Annotated in this window: 16 protein-coding genes; 4 read left to right on the top strand and 12 right to left on the bottom strand. The window is 71.1% G+C overall.

The window, feature by feature from the left end; all coding sequences use genetic code 11:
• Positions 1-5: 5 nt before the first annotated feature.
• From RBH18_RS05240 to RBH18_RS05260, 5 genes are all read right to left on the bottom strand, one after another.
• Positions 6-1259, bottom strand: a complete 1254-nt coding sequence (locus tag RBH18_RS05240) for an ABC transporter permease (RefSeq protein WP_306204828.1) — start codon at positions 1257-1259, stop codon at positions 6-8.
• 8 nt (positions 1260-1267) lie between these two features.
• Positions 1268-2743 (bottom strand): ABC transporter ATP-binding protein, encoded by a 1476-nt coding sequence (locus RBH18_RS05245; protein WP_372338867.1) that lies wholly within the window; start codon positions 2741-2743, stop codon positions 1268-1270.
• Between the two features lie 181 nt (positions 2744-2924).
• The gene (locus RBH18_RS05250) at positions 2925-4019 is read right to left on the bottom strand and encodes a BMP family lipoprotein (protein WP_306204787.1); all 1095 of its coding nucleotides are present in this window, start codon (positions 4017-4019) and stop codon (positions 2925-2927) included.
• Between the two features lie 193 nt (positions 4020-4212).
• On the bottom strand, positions 4213-4494 hold the full coding sequence (locus RBH18_RS05255; protein ID WP_306204788.1) for an SCO4848 family membrane protein: 282 nt from the start codon (positions 4492-4494) through the stop codon (positions 4213-4215).
• A 17-nt stretch (positions 4495-4511) separates the two neighbouring features.
• Positions 4512-5504, bottom strand: coding sequence for a hypothetical protein (locus RBH18_RS05260; RefSeq protein WP_306204789.1), 993 nt, complete (start codon positions 5502-5504; stop codon positions 4512-4514).
• 96 nt (positions 5505-5600) lie between these two features.
• On the opposite strand from RBH18_RS05260, the gene RBH18_RS05265 reads away from it, so the two are divergent.
• On the top strand, positions 5601-6188 hold the full coding sequence (locus tag RBH18_RS05265; protein WP_306204790.1) for a TetR/AcrR family transcriptional regulator: 588 nt from the start codon (positions 5601-5603) through the stop codon (positions 6186-6188).
• On the opposite strand, the gene RBH18_RS05270 is transcribed toward RBH18_RS05265, so the two are convergent.
• The 4 genes from RBH18_RS05270 to trpS are packed head-to-tail and all read right to left on the bottom strand — an operon-like array spanning position 6185 to position 9114.
• On the bottom strand, positions 6185-6571 hold the full coding sequence (locus RBH18_RS05270; RefSeq protein ID WP_306204791.1) for a hypothetical protein: 387 nt from the start codon (positions 6569-6571) through the stop codon (positions 6185-6187). The genes RBH18_RS05265 and RBH18_RS05270 overlap by 4 nt on opposite strands.
• An 8-nt stretch (positions 6572-6579) precedes the next feature.
• Positions 6580-7500 carry a YihY/virulence factor BrkB family protein gene (locus tag RBH18_RS05275; RefSeq protein WP_306204792.1) on the bottom strand — a complete coding sequence of 307 codons (921 nt, stop codon included), beginning with the start codon at positions 7498-7500 and terminating at the stop codon, positions 6580-6582.
• A 25-nt stretch (positions 7501-7525) separates the two neighbouring features.
• Positions 7526-8092 carry a 2'-5' RNA ligase family protein gene (locus tag RBH18_RS05280; protein WP_372338869.1) on the bottom strand — a complete coding sequence of 189 codons (567 nt, stop codon included), beginning with the start codon at positions 8090-8092 and terminating at the stop codon, positions 7526-7528.
• On the bottom strand, positions 8089-9114 hold the full coding sequence (trpS, locus tag RBH18_RS05285; protein ID WP_306204794.1) for a tryptophan--tRNA ligase: 1026 nt from the start codon (positions 9112-9114) through the stop codon (positions 8089-8091). The genes RBH18_RS05280 and trpS overlap by 4 nt, the downstream gene beginning before the upstream one ends.
• A 371-nt stretch (positions 9115-9485) precedes the next feature.
• Between trpS and galE the strand changes: the two genes are divergently transcribed.
• The 3 genes from galE to RBH18_RS05300 are packed head-to-tail and all read left to right on the top strand — an operon-like array spanning position 9486 to position 11864.
• A complete protein-coding gene (galE, locus tag RBH18_RS05290) occupies positions 9486-10466 on the top strand; it encodes a UDP-glucose 4-epimerase GalE (RefSeq protein ID WP_306204795.1) in 981 nt (326 codons plus the stop codon).
• A gap of 13 nt (positions 10467-10479) precedes the next feature.
• A complete protein-coding gene (gene galK, locus RBH18_RS05295) occupies positions 10480-11622 on the top strand; it encodes a galactokinase (protein ID WP_306204796.1) in 1143 nt (380 codons plus the stop codon).
• Between the two features lie 47 nt (positions 11623-11669).
• Positions 11670-11864 carry a hypothetical protein gene (locus RBH18_RS05300; protein ID WP_306204797.1) on the top strand — a complete coding sequence of 65 codons (195 nt, stop codon included), beginning with the start codon at positions 11670-11672 and terminating at the stop codon, positions 11862-11864.
• On the opposite strand, the gene RBH18_RS05305 is transcribed toward RBH18_RS05300, so the two are convergent.
• The 3 genes from RBH18_RS05305 to cysD form a co-directional block, all read right to left on the bottom strand.
• Entirely contained in the window at positions 11845-13539 is a 1695-nt protein-coding gene (locus RBH18_RS05305) for a family 43 glycosylhydrolase (RefSeq protein WP_306204798.1), read from the bottom strand. The two genes, RBH18_RS05300 and RBH18_RS05305, sit on opposite strands and share 20 nt — an antisense overlap.
• 166 nt (positions 13540-13705) lie before the next feature.
• Positions 13706-15004, bottom strand: coding sequence for a sulfate adenylyltransferase subunit CysN (cysN, locus tag RBH18_RS05310; protein ID WP_306204799.1), 1299 nt, complete (start codon positions 15002-15004; stop codon positions 13706-13708).
• Positions 15004-15915: a sulfate adenylyltransferase subunit CysD gene (gene cysD / locus RBH18_RS05315; RefSeq protein ID WP_306204800.1), complete on the bottom strand. Its 912-nt coding sequence runs from the start codon at positions 15913-15915 to the stop codon at positions 15004-15006. Before cysD ends, cysN begins: the two co-directional genes overlap by 1 nt.
• Positions 15916-15944 lie beyond the last annotated feature (29 nt).

The raw sequence follows: 15944 nt of genomic DNA on the forward strand, positions 1-15944 counted from the left end.
CCCGGTCACCAGCCCTTCGCGATCGAGGTACCGAGCCGCACGGCGCGGGCGGCGCGGAGGTGGAAGATGGCCTTCACCAGCGCGGGGGCGGCGATGAAGATGACGATGAGCGCCTGCAGCACGGTCACCAGCTCCAGCGAGATGCCGGAGAAGGACTGCATCCGGTTGCCGCCGGCGCGCAGCGCCCCGAAGAGCAGCGCCGCCCACAGCGTGCCCCACGGCCGGTTGCGGCCGAGCAGCGCGACGAGCAGGCCGTCGAAGCCGATGTTGCCCGCCACCGCCGGCGTCAGCGCGTACGCCGTGCCGAGCACCTGCGTCGCACCGCCCAGCCCGGCCAGGGCGCCGGCCACGACCATGAGCAGCGTGTACGTCTTGGCGACGCTGATGCCCGCCGTCCGCGCGGCGTGCGAGTTGGCGCCGACCGCCCGCAGCTCGAAGCCGAAGGCCGAGCGGTTGAGCAGCCACGCGACCCCGGCCGTGGCCAGGACGGCGAGCACGATGCCGAGGTTGGCCCGCAGTTCGCCGCCGAACGACGGGAGCTGGGCCGAGCCCTTCACCGTCTCGCTGATCGCGTCGGAGCGGCCCTCCTGCTGCACGCCCTTCTGCAGGATCAGCCAGCCCAGGAAGAGGTTGGCCGTGTAGTTGAGCATGATGCAGACGATGACCTCGTGGGCGCCGGTGCGGGCCTTGAGGATGCCCGGCACGAAGCCCCAGAGCGCCCCGCCGAGCGCGCCGGCCAGCAGCGCGGCGATGAGGTGGATGACGGGGGGCAGCGGCAGCGCGAAGCCGGCCACGCCCGCCAGGACCGTGCCCATGATCGCCTGACCCTGGCCGCCGATGTTGAACAGGCCGCCGCGGAACGCCAGGGCCACCGACAGGCCGGTGAAGACCAGCGGGGCCGCGTACGTCAGGGTCTCGGAGATCGGGAAGAACACCTGCTTCCAGGTGCCGCTGCCGTCCGCCGCCGCGGAGATCGCCGCCGGGTCGAAGATCGCGCCCTTGAAGAGGTCCGCGTACGCGTTGCCGACCAGGTCCCAGCTGGCGGTGAGCGCGTCGGTGGGGCGGGCCGTGAAGTAGCTGAAGGTGTTCAGCACGTCCGGGTCGGAGATGATGATCAGAATCGCGCCGATGACGATCGACAGCACGATCGACAGCACCGTCACCGTGACCGTGTTCGCGGCCCACAGGTTGTGCAGGAAGTGGCTGAGGAAGGAGTCCTCGGTCTTCTCGGGCTCCTTCGCCGGGGGCGCGGCCTTCACCTCGGTGGTCACTCTGTCCCCTCGATAACAGCGTCGCCGGTGATGCCGGCCATCAGCAGGCCGAGCTTGTCGCGCGGCGTGTCCGGCGGCACGATCGCCAGCACCTTGCCGCGGTACATGACGGCGATCCGGTCGGCGAGCCCCACCACCTCGTCCAGCTCGCTGGAGACCACCAGCACCGCGGTGCCCACGTCCCGCTCGCGCACGATGCGGCCGTGGATGAACTCGATCGAGCCGACGTCCACGCCCCGGGTCGGCTGGCTGGCGATGAAGAGCCGCAGCGGCCGCGACATCTCCCGGGCCACGACGACCTTCTGCTGGTTGCCGCCGGAGAGGGTGCCGACCGCGGTGCCCGTCGAGGAGGCGCGGATGTCGAACTCGTCGACCAGCTCGCGCGCCTTGGCGCCGACCGCTGCCGGGTCCAGCCGCAGGGCGTTCCCGTACGGCTCCCGGTCGTACTGGTCGAGCACCAGGTTCTCCGCGACGGTGAACTCCTTGACCACGCCGTCGAGGCTGCGGTCCTCGGGCACGTAGCCGATGCCGGAGCGCAGGATCTGCTTGGTGCTCATGGTGGTCAGGTCCTCGTTGTCGACCTGGATCGACCCCGCGCGCACCGGGCGCAGCCCCATGACCGCCTCGACCAGCTCGGTCTGGCCGTTGCCTTGGACACCGGCGATGCCGAGCACCTCGCCGGCGCGCACGGTCAGGTCGACGCCGTCGACGGCGCGGACGCCCCGGTCGTCGTCCACCACCAGGCCGGCGATGCTCAGCACCTCGCGGCCGGGCTCGGCGGGCTCCTTGGTGACCTCGAGCGAGACCGCCCGGCCGACCATGAGGGCCGCGAGCTCGTCCTCGGGAGTATCCGGGGTGGCCGTGCCGACGGTCCGCCCGCGCCGGATCACGGTGATCCGGTCGGCGATGGCCTTGACCTCTTTGAGCTTGTGGGTGATGAAGACGATCGACTTGCCGGCCGCGCAGAGCCCGCGCATGACCGTGAGCAGCTCCTCGGTCTCCTGCGGGGTGAGCACCGCCGTGGGCTCGTCGAGGATGAGCAGGTCGACGTCGCGGGTGAGGGCCTTGACGATCTCGACCCGCTGCTGTGCGCCGACCGGGAGGTTCTCGACCAGGGCGTCGGGGTCGCACGGGAGGCCGTAGCGCTCGGAGACCTCGAGCACCTCGCGGCGGGCCCGGCGGCGGTCGAGGAAGCCGAGGCGCGTGCGCTCGGAGCCGAGGGCGATGTTCTCCGCGACGGTGAAGACGGGGACCAGCATGAAGTGCTGGTGGACCATGCCGATGCCGGCGGCGATGGCGTCGCGGGGGCTGCGGAAGGTCCGCGCCTCGCCGTCGACCAGGATCTCGCCCTCGTCCGGCTGCAGCATGCCGTAGAGCTGGTTCATCAGGGTGGACTTGCCGGCACCGTTCTCGCCGAGGAGGGCGTGGACCTCGCCGGGCTCGACGGTCAGGTCGATGTGGTCGTTGGCCACCAGGTCGCCGAAGCGCTTGGTGATGCCACGCAGCTCGAGTCTCAGCGGGATCTCCTGGGGGCGAGGTGCTGACGTGTAACGCGAGGGACGTTATAACAGCCGGAGAAGAGCCGCCGCGCAGGCCGGGGAGGATGTGCCTCCCGCGACCCGCACGGCGGCGGGAAGTGCTAGTGGTTCGGCGTCACTTGGGCGCGTTGACCGACTCGACCTTCACGGTGCCCGCGATGATGTCGGCCTTCAGCTTCTCGACCTCGGACTTCAGCGTCGCGTCGACCTTGCTGTCGAACTGGTTGTACGGCGCGAGGCCGACCCCGTCGTTCTCCAGGTTGCCCAGGTAGCCGGGGGTGGGGTTGAGGGCCGTGCCCTGCGCGCCCGACTCCACGGCTTCCTTGACGGCCTCGGTGATGTTCTTGACGACCGTGGTGAGGAACACGTCGCAGTACTGCTCGGCGCTCTTGCAGCCGTCCTGGTCGACCCAGATGACCGTGGTCTTGCCGCCGGACGCCTTGGCGACGTCCGCGGTGCCCAGGCCGGTGCCGCCGGCGACCGGCATGATCACGTCGGCGCCCTGGGCGACGAACGTGTTGGTGATCGCCTTGCCCTTGTTCTGGTCGCCGAAGTTCTCGGCGAAGGTGCCGTTCTGCTTGGCCTTGTCCCAGCCGAGCACCTGGACGCTCTTGCTCTTCTGCTGGTTGTAGTAGGCCACGCCGTCGGCGAACCCGTCCATGAAGATGGTGACCGGCGGGATCTTCAGACCGCCGTAGGTGGCGACCTTGCCGGACTTCGAGTAGCCCGCGGCGAGGTAACCGGCGAGGAACGCGGCCTGGTCGGTGCGGAACTGCATCGGGTAGACGTTCTTGGCGTCCGCGATGCTGCTGTCCACGATGCCGAACTGCTGGTTGGCGTTCTCCGTGGCGACCTTCTTGGTGGCGTCGCCCATGAGGCCGCCGACCGAGAGGATGAAGTTGCACTTCTGCGTCACGAACTGGCGCAGGTTGGGCTCGTAGTCGGCCTCGGCCGTCGACGCCACGTACTTCGGGTCGACGTTGCTCGCCGACTCCTTGGCGGCCTGCAGGCCGGCCCACGCCGAGGCGTTGAAGGACCGGTCGTCGATGCCGCCGGTGTCGGTGACCATGCAGGCCTTGTATGCCGCGGCGGCGCTGGCGCCGGAACCGGACGGGGAGTCCTCAGGGGCGTCGCCACAGGCCGCGGCGGCGAGCGACAGCCCACCCGCCGCGAGAATCGCAACGATTCGCTTGGCACGTACTGGGCGCAACACGCCCTCCTTCCACAGCGCACCACCGCTCGCGGTGCGTCACAGGACGGGAGCGTAGCCGCAGGCCAGGGCGGCGTCAGGAAATCCGGCCGTACTGTTGGCGCACCGTTACCTGTCCGCAATCGCCGGTCCGATCCGGACTGTCCGAGCTTGCAGAAGGAACCGAATCGTCCGTTTTCCGCGTAACACGCCGTTAATCTTTCGGCGCACCGGCCCCAACGACCGACGAATCGTCGGTAACGCGCCGCGGGGACCGGGCCGCCCGCCAGCCGCGGACGCCGAGCACGCCGACCGCCGTCCCGATGACCAGCGACGCCCCGATGAGGAGCGCGTGGACCGTCAGGAACGCGGTCGGCGCGCCGTCGGAGAAGGACCGGTCGTCACGCCAGATCGCCAGGCCGAAGCGGGGCCAGATGAGCCAGGTCCACACGCCGACCGCGATCAGGAAGGCGGACCATCGCCGGGAGAGCGTCACCGCGCAAGTATGCGCCGTCAGCCCGCGGGCACCGGCTCCGGCTTCACCCGCGGGGCACTGCCCGCGAGGCCTCGCGGGGCCAGGTCCGTGCCGCGGCGCCCGGCCGCGACGAGCAGCAGACCCCCGAGGGCGTACGCCCCCAGCACCGCGAAGGCCACCCCGGCCCCGGCCCCGCCGAAGTACGCCACCGCCCGCACCACGCTGCCGCCCGCCCCGATCGGCAGGTACTGGCCCACCGTGCCCCACGGCTGCGGCAACAGCTCGGGGGCGGCGGAGACCCCGGACAGCGGGTTGCCGACCAGGAAGATCGTCACGATGGCCAGGACGGCGCCGGGGCGACCGGCGACGGCCCCGAGCCCGCACACGGCGGCGGCGACGGCCAGCGAGAAGAGCGCGAGGCCGCCGGACACCGCGAAGTAGTCACCGGGCAGCACGTCCAGCCAGTACTGCTGCACCGCCGCGCCGGCCAGGCCCGCACCGGCCGCGTAGGTCACCAGGGCCAGCAGACGCGCCCCGCGCCGCCGGACGAACAGGAAGGCGAGCGTCCCGGCGACCAGGCTCGTCATCGCCAGGGGCAGGAACGCCGCGCCGAAGCCGGCACCCCGCGGGTCGCCCGCCGCGGTGGGCACCACGTCGGTCACCGGCCGCCCCGGGCTGATCTCGGCGGCGGCCTGGGTGAGCAGGGCCGCCACGGTGGGGCCGGCGGCCGAGGAGACGTGCATCTCGGGTCCGGCGGCGCCGACGACGATCGCGCCGTACGCCTCGTGGTCGCGGATCGCGGCGTCGCCGTCCGGCACGATCTCGAGGTCGAACGCGCCGGGCCGGCCCGCCTCGAGCCGGGCGACGATCTGTTCCGCGGCGGGCTGCGGGCCGGCCACGGCGAGCGGCAGGTCGCGCGGCGCGAGGTGCGAGGCGGGGCCCGCGAAGAGGGGCACGAGCAGGGCCTGCAGGGCGACGACGGCGACGGCTATCAGCAAGGCAAGGGGCAGCGGTCGCAGGGTGCGAGTCATGACCAACTCCTAAAACGAATGCTCGTTCTTTTGCATGAGCATGCGCGTCGGGTCCCGGCACTGTCAACGAACGATCGTTCGTTTTACAGTTGGCGCATGCCCCGCGTCTCCGAGGACCACCTGAACGCCCGCCGCGAGCAGATCCTCGCCGCGGCCCGCACCTGCTTCCTGCGCAACGGGATCCACAACACGTCGATGCAGGACCTGATCCAGGAGGCCGGGCTCTCGGTGGGCGCGGTCTACCGCTACTTCAAGTCGAAGACGGAGATCATCAACGCGATCTCGCAGACCTTCACCGGGACCATCACCGCCGGCCTCACGCAGGTCTCGGACGACCCGGAGCTGGGCCTGCGGGATGCCATGAGCCGGGCCCTCGACCTGGTCGACGCGCAGGTCGCCCCGGGCGGGATGTTCCCGCTGGGCATCCAGGTGTGGGGCGAGGCCCTGCGCGACCCGGCTATCGCCGAGATCGTCAAGGCGCGCTACAGCGAGATGCGCACGCCCTTCGTGGCTCTCGCCCGGCGCGCCGTCGAGCGCGGCGAGCTGCCGCCGGGCACCGATCCCGAGGCGGTCGCGTCCGTGCTGTTCGGCTCACTGCCGGGATACGCGCTGCAGCACACGCTCATCGGCACGCCCGACAAGGCGACGTATCTCGCCGGACTCCACGCGCTGCTCGCCCGTTAGCCGCCGGACAGCTGGGCGGCGATGCGGGCGAAGCCCTCGCGGACCTCGGCCTCGGTCGGCGGCCGGCCGGGAGTGGTGTGCCGGGGCTCGTCGTCGCCGAAGCTCTCCGCCTCGAGATCGTCCGGCTGCCCGGTCTTGGCCAGGGCCACCTCGCTGCGGATGGCGTCGGCGTCGGCGAGCGGCAGGAGCGGCTCGACGACGGCCATCAGCTCCTCGTCCGCGACGACGGCCTGCGCGAGGGCGAGGGCGTGCGGCCGCTCGTAGGGGCCGCAGACGAGCGGCTCCCACTCCTCGTCGTCGTTCAGCGCGCCGATGGTGATGATCCACGGCAGGTGTGCCACCGGCGAGTCCGGCGGCAGGTGCAGCGTCACGAGTGTGCCCACGGGCCTCATCATTCCGGGCGGTTGTGCCGAATCCAGGTATTTTGTCCCACCGGGGCGGTTTTGTCGTCGGCCGACAGGTCCACCACCCGCCCGTGCGGGCTCGTCGCCGCCCAGGACGCCCCGAAAAGCAGCAACTGGTTGAAGACGTAGAGGTAGACCAGCACACCGACGGCGCTGGCCACCAGACCGTACGCCGGGTTGCGCTGGATCAGGCCGACGAAGGACTTGCCGACCGTGTTGAGCAGGTAGATGCCGATGCCGACCTGCAGGACCGGGGGCGCCATGCGGCGTACGGTCATCCGCAGCCGGGGCACCGCGGCCAGCAACGCCGCCGCCAGCAGCATGTCGATGCCCAGCGTGAGCAGCGTGCTGATCACCGACAGCACCGTGCCGGCCCGGCCGTCGGCCACCCAGGTCAGCAGCGTCTCCAGCCCGTAGACCGCACCCACGGACACGATGAGCAGCAGCAGGATGCCGATCATCACGAGCAGGTCGACCACCTGCCGGACGCCGATGTAGCCGGGCTGCTCGTTGAGCCGCCAGATCAGCCGCTGCGACGAGCGGATCGCCTCGATCCAGCCGATGCCGGTGAACACCAGGCCGACGATGCCCACGATCCCGACGGTCTTGCCGCTGTCGAGAATGGCCTTGATGTCGAGGAAGGGCAGGTTCTCCCGCAGGAAGCGCTGCACGATGTCGAACAGCCCGACGTTCGAGTCGATCAGGAAGCCGAAGACCGAGTAGCCGATCAGGGCCAGCGCGAACACCGCGAAGAAGCCGTAGTACGCGATGGCCGCGGCCAGGCGCCCGCCCAGCACCTCGTCGTAGCGCAGGACGGCGCGTGCGAGGTGGTCGAAGTACGGCGAGCGGTGCCGCAGAGCGAGGATGCGCTGCTCGACCGCCGCGTACGCCCGGTCGATGGCGTTCACGCGCCCGACCGTACCGAAAGATCCACTACGGGTGTCGCAGGCCACCCAGTGTGTACTCGCGACGGCGCCGCCAGGGCCGCTCGCCGTCGGTGAGGTCGTGCGAGAAGAGCGTGAATCCGGGCACCTCGAACCGCGCGTCGAACTCGGCCAGATCGTCGAAGACCGCGTCGAGCGCCGCGCCGGGCACGTCCTGTGCCACGGTCACGTGCGGGTGGTAGGGGAACCGCGAGTCGCGGTGCACCCCCGGAGCCGCCACGATCGCCTCGGCGAGCAGCTCGCACTCGCTGATGCCGACCGCCAGCGTCACGAAGACCACCTCGGTGACCGGCCGGAACGTACCCGTGCCGCGCAGGTGGATCGAGAACGGCCGGTGCTCCGCCGCGACGGCCCCCAGGTGCTTCTCGATCCGGGGCAGCGCCTCGGGGTCGATCTCCGTGGGGCCGAGCAGCGTCACGTGCGCCGGGGTCCAGGCCGCCTGCGGGTCGCCGGCCTCCGCCCGGCGCCGGGTGAGCAGCGGCCCCCACGGCTCCGGGATGTCGATCGCCACCCCGATGCGGGTGACGGGCGGATCGAGCGGGCCCACCGGCCTCAGGCCCCGCGCGCCGGCGCGAGGAAGCCGACGTTCTGATAGGCCTTGGCCAGGGTCGCCGCGGAGACCGCGCGCGCCTTCTCCGCCCCGATCGTGAGCACCTTGTCGAGGTGCGCCGGGTCCTCGAGGTAGGCCCGGGTGCGCTCCTGGATCGGCTTGACGAAGTCGACGACAATCTCGGCGAGGTCCTTCTTCAGGTCGCCGTAGCCGCGGCCGTCGTACGCCTCCAGCAGATCGTCTATGGTCCGCCCGGTGAGCGCCGCGTAGATCGTCAGCAGGTTGCTGATGCCCGGCTTGTTCACCTCGTCGTAGAGGATCTCGCGCCCGGTGTCGGTGACCGCCGACTTGATCTTCTTGGCCGACCGGCCCGGCTCCTCGAGCAGCTCGATGATGCCGTTGGGCGAGGACGCCGACTTGCTCATCTTGGAGCTCGGGTCCTGCAGGTCGACGATCTTCGCGGTGTCCTTGACGATGTACGCCTCGGGCTGCGTGAACGTCTTGCCGAACCGGCTGTTGAAGCGCTGCGCCAGGTCCCGGGTCAGCTCCAGGTGCTGCCGCTGGTCCTCGCCGACCGGCACCGCGTCGGCCTGGTAGAGCAGGATGTCCGCCGCCTGCAGAATCGGGTAGGTGAACAGCCCGACGCTGGCGCTGTCGGTGCCCTGCTTGGCGGACTTGTCCTTGAACTGCACCATGCGGCCGGCCTCGCCGAAGCCGGTGATGCAGCTCAGCACCCAGGCGAGCTGGGCGTGCTCGGGGACGTGCGACTGCACGAAGAGGGTGCAGCGCTCCGGGTCGAGCCCGACCGCGAGCAGCTGGGCGACCGACAGGCGCGTCCTGTTCCGCAGGGCCACGGGGTCGTGCCCGGCCGTGATGGCGTGCAGGTCCACCACGCAGTAGAACGCGTCGGCTGTCTCCTGCATCGCGACCCAGTTGCGCACCGCGCCGAGATAGTTGCCGAGGTGGAACGAGTCGGCGGTCGGCTGGATGCCGGAGAGCACCCGGGGGCGGTGAACGGCGTCGGACATGAGCGCCATGGTGCCACATTGCCTCGCTTCGCTCGGCGGGGCACTTCGCCCAAAAGCAGCTGTCACATGGCCTCGCTTCGCTCGGCGGGCACTTCGCCCAAAAGCAGCCGATGGTTGGGGCGCCGATTTCCGGCCGGGAAAGAGCGCCCGGCCGGAAATCGGCGCCCCAACCATCGACGGGCGAAGTGCGACTTGGGCCCGGCGCTGGCGCGCCTGGCTGGGAGGGAAGCCGACGAAGGGTGGTCGATGTTCGAGCATGTTGACTTCTGATCGAATTTGGTGGAATCTCGAACACAGGGTTCCGCAAGCCGGAGCACAGCAGCGCCGCCTACGCTGAGCGTGGCTGGCGTCGTCGACCGGAGGTCAAAGTCGTGAAACTGCTCGTCACCGGAGGCGCCGGCTATGTCGGCAGCGTCACCAGCCGGCTGTTGCTGGAGGCCGGGCACGAGGTCACCGTCCTGGACAATCTGAGCAACGGGCACCGCGAGGCCGTTGCCCCCGGGGCCACGTTCGTCGAGGCGGACATCAAGGACGCGGCCACGGTGCTGACCCCCGAGGCCGGCTTCGACGCGGTGCTGCACTTCGCCGGGCTCATCCAGGCCGGCGAGTCGATGCACAAGCCGGAGCTCTACTGGGACCACAACGTCAAGCGCTCCCTGGCGCTGCTCGACGCGGTCCGGGCGGCCGGCGTCCGGCGCTTCGTGTTCTCCTCCACCGCCGCGGTCTACGGCAACCCGAGCGAGAACCCGATCACCGAGGGCGCGGCGAAGGCCCCGACCAACACGTACGGCGCCACCAAGCTCGCCTTCGACTACGCGCTCACGTCCGAGGCCTTCGCGCACGGGCTGGCCGCGGTGTCGCTGCGCTACTTCAACGTCGCCGGGGCCCTGATCCGCCCCGACGGCACCCAGGTCGGCGAGCGGCACGACCCCGAGACGCACATCATCCCGATCACCCTGCAGGTCGCCGCGGGCAAGCGCGACAAGCTGCAGCTCTTCGGCGACGACTACCCCACCGCCGACGGCACCTGCGTGCGCGACTACATCCACGTGCAGGACCTCGCCCGGGCCCACCTGCTGGCCCTGGACGCGGCCACGGCCGGCGAGCACAAGATCTACAACCTGGGCAACGGCAACGGCTTCTCCAACCGCCAGGTCGTCGAGGTGGCCCGCGAGGTCACCGGCGCGGAGATCCCGCTCGAGATCGCCCCGCCGCGCGAGGGCGACCCGGCCACCCTGGTCGCGTCGTCGCAGCGGGCCCGCGACGAGCTGGGCTGGGTCCCGGAGAAGAACACCCTGGCGGACATGATCGGGGACGCCTGGGCGTTCTACCGGTCCCACAACCTGGCGTGATGGGATCAAGCACATGACAGTCGCGTCCTCGGCCGCAGCGGCCTTCACCTCGACCTACGGCTCCGAGCCCACCGCGCTCTACGCGGCGCCCGGGCGGGTCAACCTGATCGGTGAGCACACCGACTACAACGACGGCTTCGTGCTGCCCTTCGCGCTGCCCCAGCAGGTCGTGGCCGCCGCGGCCCGGCACGACGGGCCCGGCTGGACCGTGTGCTCCGGCTTCGCCGACGCCCCGGTCAGCTTCGGCACGACCGGGCCGGGCGAGGTCAAGGACTGGGCCGCCTACCTTGCCGGCGTCGTCTGGGCCCTGCAGGACGCCGGGTTCGACGTGCCGCCGGCCCGCATCGCGCTCTCGTCGGACGTGCCCCTGGGTGCCGGGGTCTCCTCCTCCGCCGCGCTCGAGTCGGCCGTACTGACCGCGCTGGTCGACCTCGGCGGCATCGACCTGCCCGTGGACAGGCGGCCGGCGGTCGCCCAGCGCGCGGAGAACGTCTACGTCGGCGCCCCGACCGGGATCATGGACCAGTCGGCCTCCATCCGCTGCCAGGAGGGCAAGGCCCTCTTCCTGGACTGCCGCTCGGAGGAGGTCGAGCAGATCCCGTTCGACCTGGCGGCCGCCGGGCTCGCCATGCTGATCATCAACAGCAACGCCCCGCACCAGCACGTCGACGGGGAGTACGGCGCCCGGCGCAAGTCGTGCGAGGAGGGCGCCCGCCTGCTCGGCGTCCCGGCCCTGCGCGACGTGGCGATCGGCGACCTCGACGCCGCGCTCGCCCGGATCGGCGACGACGTGATCAAGCGCCGCGTCCGGCACATCGTCACCGAGAACCAGCGCGTGCTCGACACCGTCGCCCTGCTGCGCGAGGGCCGCGTCCGCGAGATCGGCCCGCTGCTCACCGCCTCGCACGCCTCCATGCGCGACGACTTCGAGATCACCGTCGCCCAGGTCGACGTGGCGGTCGAGGCGGCGCTGGCGGCCGGCGCCTACGGGGCGCGCATGACCGGCGGCGGCTTCGGCGGGTGCGTGCTGGCCCTGGTCGACGCGGACAAGGCCGCCGAGACCACGGCCGCGGTCGAGCGCGCGTACCAGGAGAAGGGTTTCACCGCCCCCACCACCTGGTCGGCGACGCCCGGCCCGGGGGCCCGCAAGCTCTGAGCGACAGGCCCGCATACCCGCGCGAACGCGCGGGTATGCGACGGGTCATGACTGATCAGCGGGAAGAGAACCAGCCCAACGAGTTCGGCTTCGCGGGCGACGGCACCGCGCCCGAGCCGCAGCCGACCCGGGACCACGACAAGCAGCTGCACGACGAGGCCGAGAGCATCGCCGTGCCCGCCGGGGACATCACCGGGTCGGTCTCCGAGGCCATCGAGGACGCTACCCAGCGAGACCGCTGAACCGCAGGTAGTCGAAGGACGCGGTGACGGGCGGCGTGGCGCCGCCGTGCGCCACGAGCCCGATGCGCGGGTGGGTGCCCGCCGGCAGCGTCCACACGCCGCCCCACGTCCAGGTGCGGCCGTCGCGGCTCACCCCGGCTCGGTACTCGTGTTCGCCGTTGCGCGGGTCGACGCGGTGGGCCAGGCGCAGCCACGTGGTGGTCAGCCCCGGCGTGCCGGCGATTGTGCCGCCGTACGAGGTCGTGCCCGCGTAGGGAATCTCGTGACCGAATTCGACCTGCCGCGTATTCCCGATGGCGACCGCGGACAGCCGGGCGAACAGGTCGTCGCCGACGTACGCGATCAGGCCCGCCTGCTGGTAGTTGCGGACGCTGTCCTCGCCCAGCGGCAGCGTGAGCCGGGTCTCGGCGATCCAGTTCCCGGGCGGGGCGGCGCGCAGCAGCACCCCGGCGTCGTCCGAGTCGCCGGTCAGGTCGGCGCCCTGCACCGGCCAGCGCAGCTGCCCGCCTGTCACCGTGACGGCGGGATCCGGGCGTACGAAGGTCCAGCTCTTCTGCTTGGAGTCGAACTCATCGGACCACCGGGGCAGCGGGCGGCCGGGCTGCGGCTCCCGCGCGGTGCCCGAGTCGCGGCCGTCGGAGGCCCAGGCCCCCGCGCGTACGGTCGGCCAGCCCCCGATCCAGTCCAGCCGGTCGATCAGCATCGGCCGCTCGTTGATCCCGGACGGCTCGTCCAGGTACGGGTCCCCGCGGTCGATCGCGTGATAGACGAACCAGTCCCGGTGTCCGTCACTGATCACCGCGTTGTGCCCGGTGCCGACCCAGCGGTTGCCGTTGGGCGCGATGACCGGGGTGCCGCCCGCGCGTGAGGTGTTCAGCGGCCGGCCGAGCTTGTCCACGAACGGGCCACGCGGGTCACGCGCCCGCCCCACGGACACCGAGTAGCCCGTGGTGGGGCCGGCGCAGCAGTTGGCCGAGGAGGCGAACAGGTAGTACCAGCCGGCGCGGCGGACGACGAAGGAGCCCTCGAACTTGTTGTCGATGGCGACGCGGGTGGGCGTACCGGTGCGGTGCAGGCCGTCCGCGGTGAGCTCGCTGGTCCAGACGCCGCCGTAGTAGCTGCCGTAGTAGAGGAAGCGGCGGCCGTCCGGGGTGGTCACCTGCGCCGGGTCGAACGTCCACCACCAGCCGCCGTCGCCGCTGGGCCGGGGCGCGACGACCGGCTCGTCGGCGAAGGTCCACGGGCCGGTCGGGGTGGGCGCGGTGGCCGCACCGATGGCCGAGGCGCCGGGGGCGGTCGTCGTCTCGGTGACGGTGACGTACATGACCCAGCGGTTGCCGATCCTGCGCACGTCCGGGGCCCAGTAGGAGGTGTTCGCGGCGGCGTAGGCGGGGCGCTGGCCGGCGGCGAAGGCATCTCCCACGTACGCCCAGTGCCTGAGGTCGGCCGACCGGGCCATCGGGATGCGGTGCGGGGTCCGCTCGCCCTCACGCAGCGGATCAGTGGTGCCGTAGGCGTAGAACCAGCCGTCGTCGCCGCGCACGACCATCGGGTCCGCGAACGTGTCCGCGAAGCTCGCCGACACGGGATTGTGCCCCCGCGGCGGCGCGGCGGACGCCGGAGCCGGGGTGAGCAGCATGAGCACCGCGGTGACCACGGCCGGGAACCGTCGCATGCCCCCGAGCCTGCTACGGCGACCCGACCGGCACTAGCCGATGACACCATCATCCGAACGCGACAAAAGGACGGCGCCCGCCCCGCGAGCAGCGGGACGGGCGCCGGGTGACGCGGGACGGCCGAGGTGATGGGCGGCTCGATCGGGGTGGACAGCGAGCCGGGGCTCAGCCGGCTTCGATGATCATGCCGGCCCCGACCGTACGGTTGGTGGCCTCGTCGATCAGGATGAAGCCGCCGGTCGTGCGGTTGCGCCGGTATTCGTCGGCGAGCAGCGGCACCGTCGTGCGCAGCCGGACCCGGCCGATCTCGTTGAGCTTGAGCTCGGGCGCGTCCTCGTCGCGGTGCAGCGTGTTGACGTCCAGCTTGTACTGCAGGCCACGGACGACCGTGCGGGCCGTGCGTGTGGTGTGCTTGATGGTGTATTTCCCGCCGATGCGCAGCGGGGCGGTCTCGTCCATCCAGCAGACCATCGCCTCGATGTCCTGCGCGACCGCCGGGGCGTTGTGCGGCCGGCAGATCAGGTCGCCGCGCGAGATGTCGATCTCGTCGGTCAGCCGGACGGTCACCGACATGGGCGGGAAGGCCTCGGCGACCGGGCCGTCCGCGGTGTCGATCGCCGCGATCTTGCTGGTCATGCCCGAGGGCAGCACGAGCACGTCGTCGCCGGGCTTGAGCACGCCCGACGCGACCTGCCCCGCATAGCCCCGGTAGTCGGTGACCGTGGTGGACTGCGGCCGGATCACATACTGCACCGGGAAGCGCACGTCGACCAGGTTGCGGTCGGAGGCGATGTGCACGTGCTCCAGGTGGTGCAGCAGCGACGGGCCCTCGTACCACGGGCTCTTCTCCGAGCGGGAGGCGATGTTGTCGCCCTCGAGCGCGGAGATCGGGATGATCGTCAGGTCGGTGATGTCCAGCTTCGCCGCGAACGAGGTGAACTCGTCGGCGATCCGGTCGTACACCTCCTTGTCCCAGCCCACGAGGTCCATCTTGTTGATGCAGAGCACCAGGTGCGGCACCCGCAGCAGGCTGGTCAGGAAGGCGTGCCGGCGGGACTGCTCGACCAGGCCCTTGCGGGCGTCGACCAGGATCAGCGCCAGGTCGGCCGTGGAGGCGCCGGTGACCATGTTCCGGGTGTACTGGATGTGGCCCGGGGTGTCGGCGATGATGAACTTGCGCTTGGGCGTCGCGAAGTAGCGGTAGGCCACGTCGATCGTGATGCCCTGCTCCCGCTCGGCGCGCAGGCCGTCGGTGAGCAGCGCGAGGTTCGTGTACTCGTCGCCGCGCGAGGCGCTGGCGGCCTCGACCGCCTCGAGCTGGTCGGCGAAGATCGTCTTGGTGTCGTAGAGCAGCCGGCCGATCAGGGTCGACTTGCCGTCGTCGACGCTGCCCGCGGTGGCGAACCGCAGGATGTCCATGTTGCGGGCCGCCGCGGCCTCGGGCTCCAGCACTGACTGGCTCATCAGAAGTAACCTTCCCGCTTGCGGTCTTCCATGGCGGCCTCGCTGACCTTGTCGTCGCCGCGGGTCGCGCCACGCTCGGTGATCCGGGTGGCGGCCACCTCGTCGATGACCTTCTCGACCGTGTCCGCGTCGGAGAGCACGGCAGCCGTCTGGGAGGCGTCGCCGACCGTGCGGTAGCGCACGCGGCGGGTCTCCACGGTCTCGCCGTCGCGGGGCACGATGAACTCGTTGACCGCGTAGAACATGCCGTTGCGCTCGACGACGTCGCGGTCGTGGGCGTAATAGATGCTGGGGAGCTCGATGCGCTCCTTGGCGATGTAGTGCCAGACGTCCAGCTCGGTCCAGTTGGAGAGCGGGAAGACCCGGATCGACTCGCCGGGGTGGTGCCGCCCGTTGTAGAGCGACCACAGCTCGGGGCGCTGGTTCTTCGGGTCCCACTGGCCGAACTCGTCGCGGAAGCTGAACATCCGCTCCTTGGCCCGGGCCTTCTCCTCGTCGCGCCGGGCGCCGCCGAAGAGGGCGTCGAAGCGGTATTTCTCCACCGCGGCGAGCAGCACCGGGGTCTGGATCCGGTTGCGGGTGCCGTCGGGCAGCTCGCGCACCATCCCGGTGTCGATCGCCTCCTGCACGCTCGCGACCACCAGGTTGAGGCCGAGCTCGCCGACCCGGGCGTCGCGGTAGGCCAGCACCTCGGGGAAGTTGTGCCCGGTGTCCACGTGCATGACCGGGAACGGGATGCGGGCCGGCGCGAAGGCCTTCTCGGCGAGCCGCAGCATGACGATGGAGTCCTTGCCGCCGGAGAAGAGCAGCACCGGCCGCTCGAACTCGGCCATGACCTCGCGCATCACGAAGATGCTCTCGGCCTCGAGGGCGTCGAGATGGGAGACGCGATAGGGCTTCGCCTGGCTCACAGAATCCCCAGCCTTTCGATTTACGTGGG

The sequence above is a fragment of the Actinoplanes oryzae genome (genome assembly GCF_030757795.1).
GTDB lineage: Bacteria > Actinomycetota > Actinomycetes > Mycobacteriales > Micromonosporaceae > Actinoplanes.

Excerpts from the sequence above, each read along its gene's own strand:
- RBH18_RS05260 (WP_306204789.1), bottom strand. The coding sequence starts at position 5,504 with ATGACTCGCACCCTGCGACCGCTGCCCCTTGCCTTGCTGATAGCCGTC.
- trpS (WP_306204794.1), bottom strand. The coding sequence starts at position 9,114 with ATGTCCGACGCCGTTCACCGCCCCCGGGTGCTCTCCGGCATCCAGCCG.
- RBH18_RS05305 (WP_306204798.1), bottom strand. The coding sequence starts at position 13,539 with ATGCGACGGTTCCCGGCCGTGGTCACCGCGGTGCTCATGCTGCTCACC.
- RBH18_RS05265 (WP_306204790.1), top strand. The coding sequence starts at position 5,601 with ATGCCCCGCGTCTCCGAGGACCACCTGAACGCCCGCCGCGAGCAGATC.
- galK (WP_306204796.1), top strand. The coding sequence starts at position 10,480 with ATGACAGTCGCGTCCTCGGCCGCAGCGGCCTTCACCTCGACCTACGGC.
- RBH18_RS05300 (WP_306204797.1), top strand. The coding sequence starts at position 11,670 with ATGACTGATCAGCGGGAAGAGAACCAGCCCAACGAGTTCGGCTTCGCG.
- cysN (WP_306204799.1), bottom strand. The coding sequence starts at position 15,004 with ATGAGCCAGTCAGTGCTGGAGCCCGAGGCCGCGGCGGCCCGCAACATG.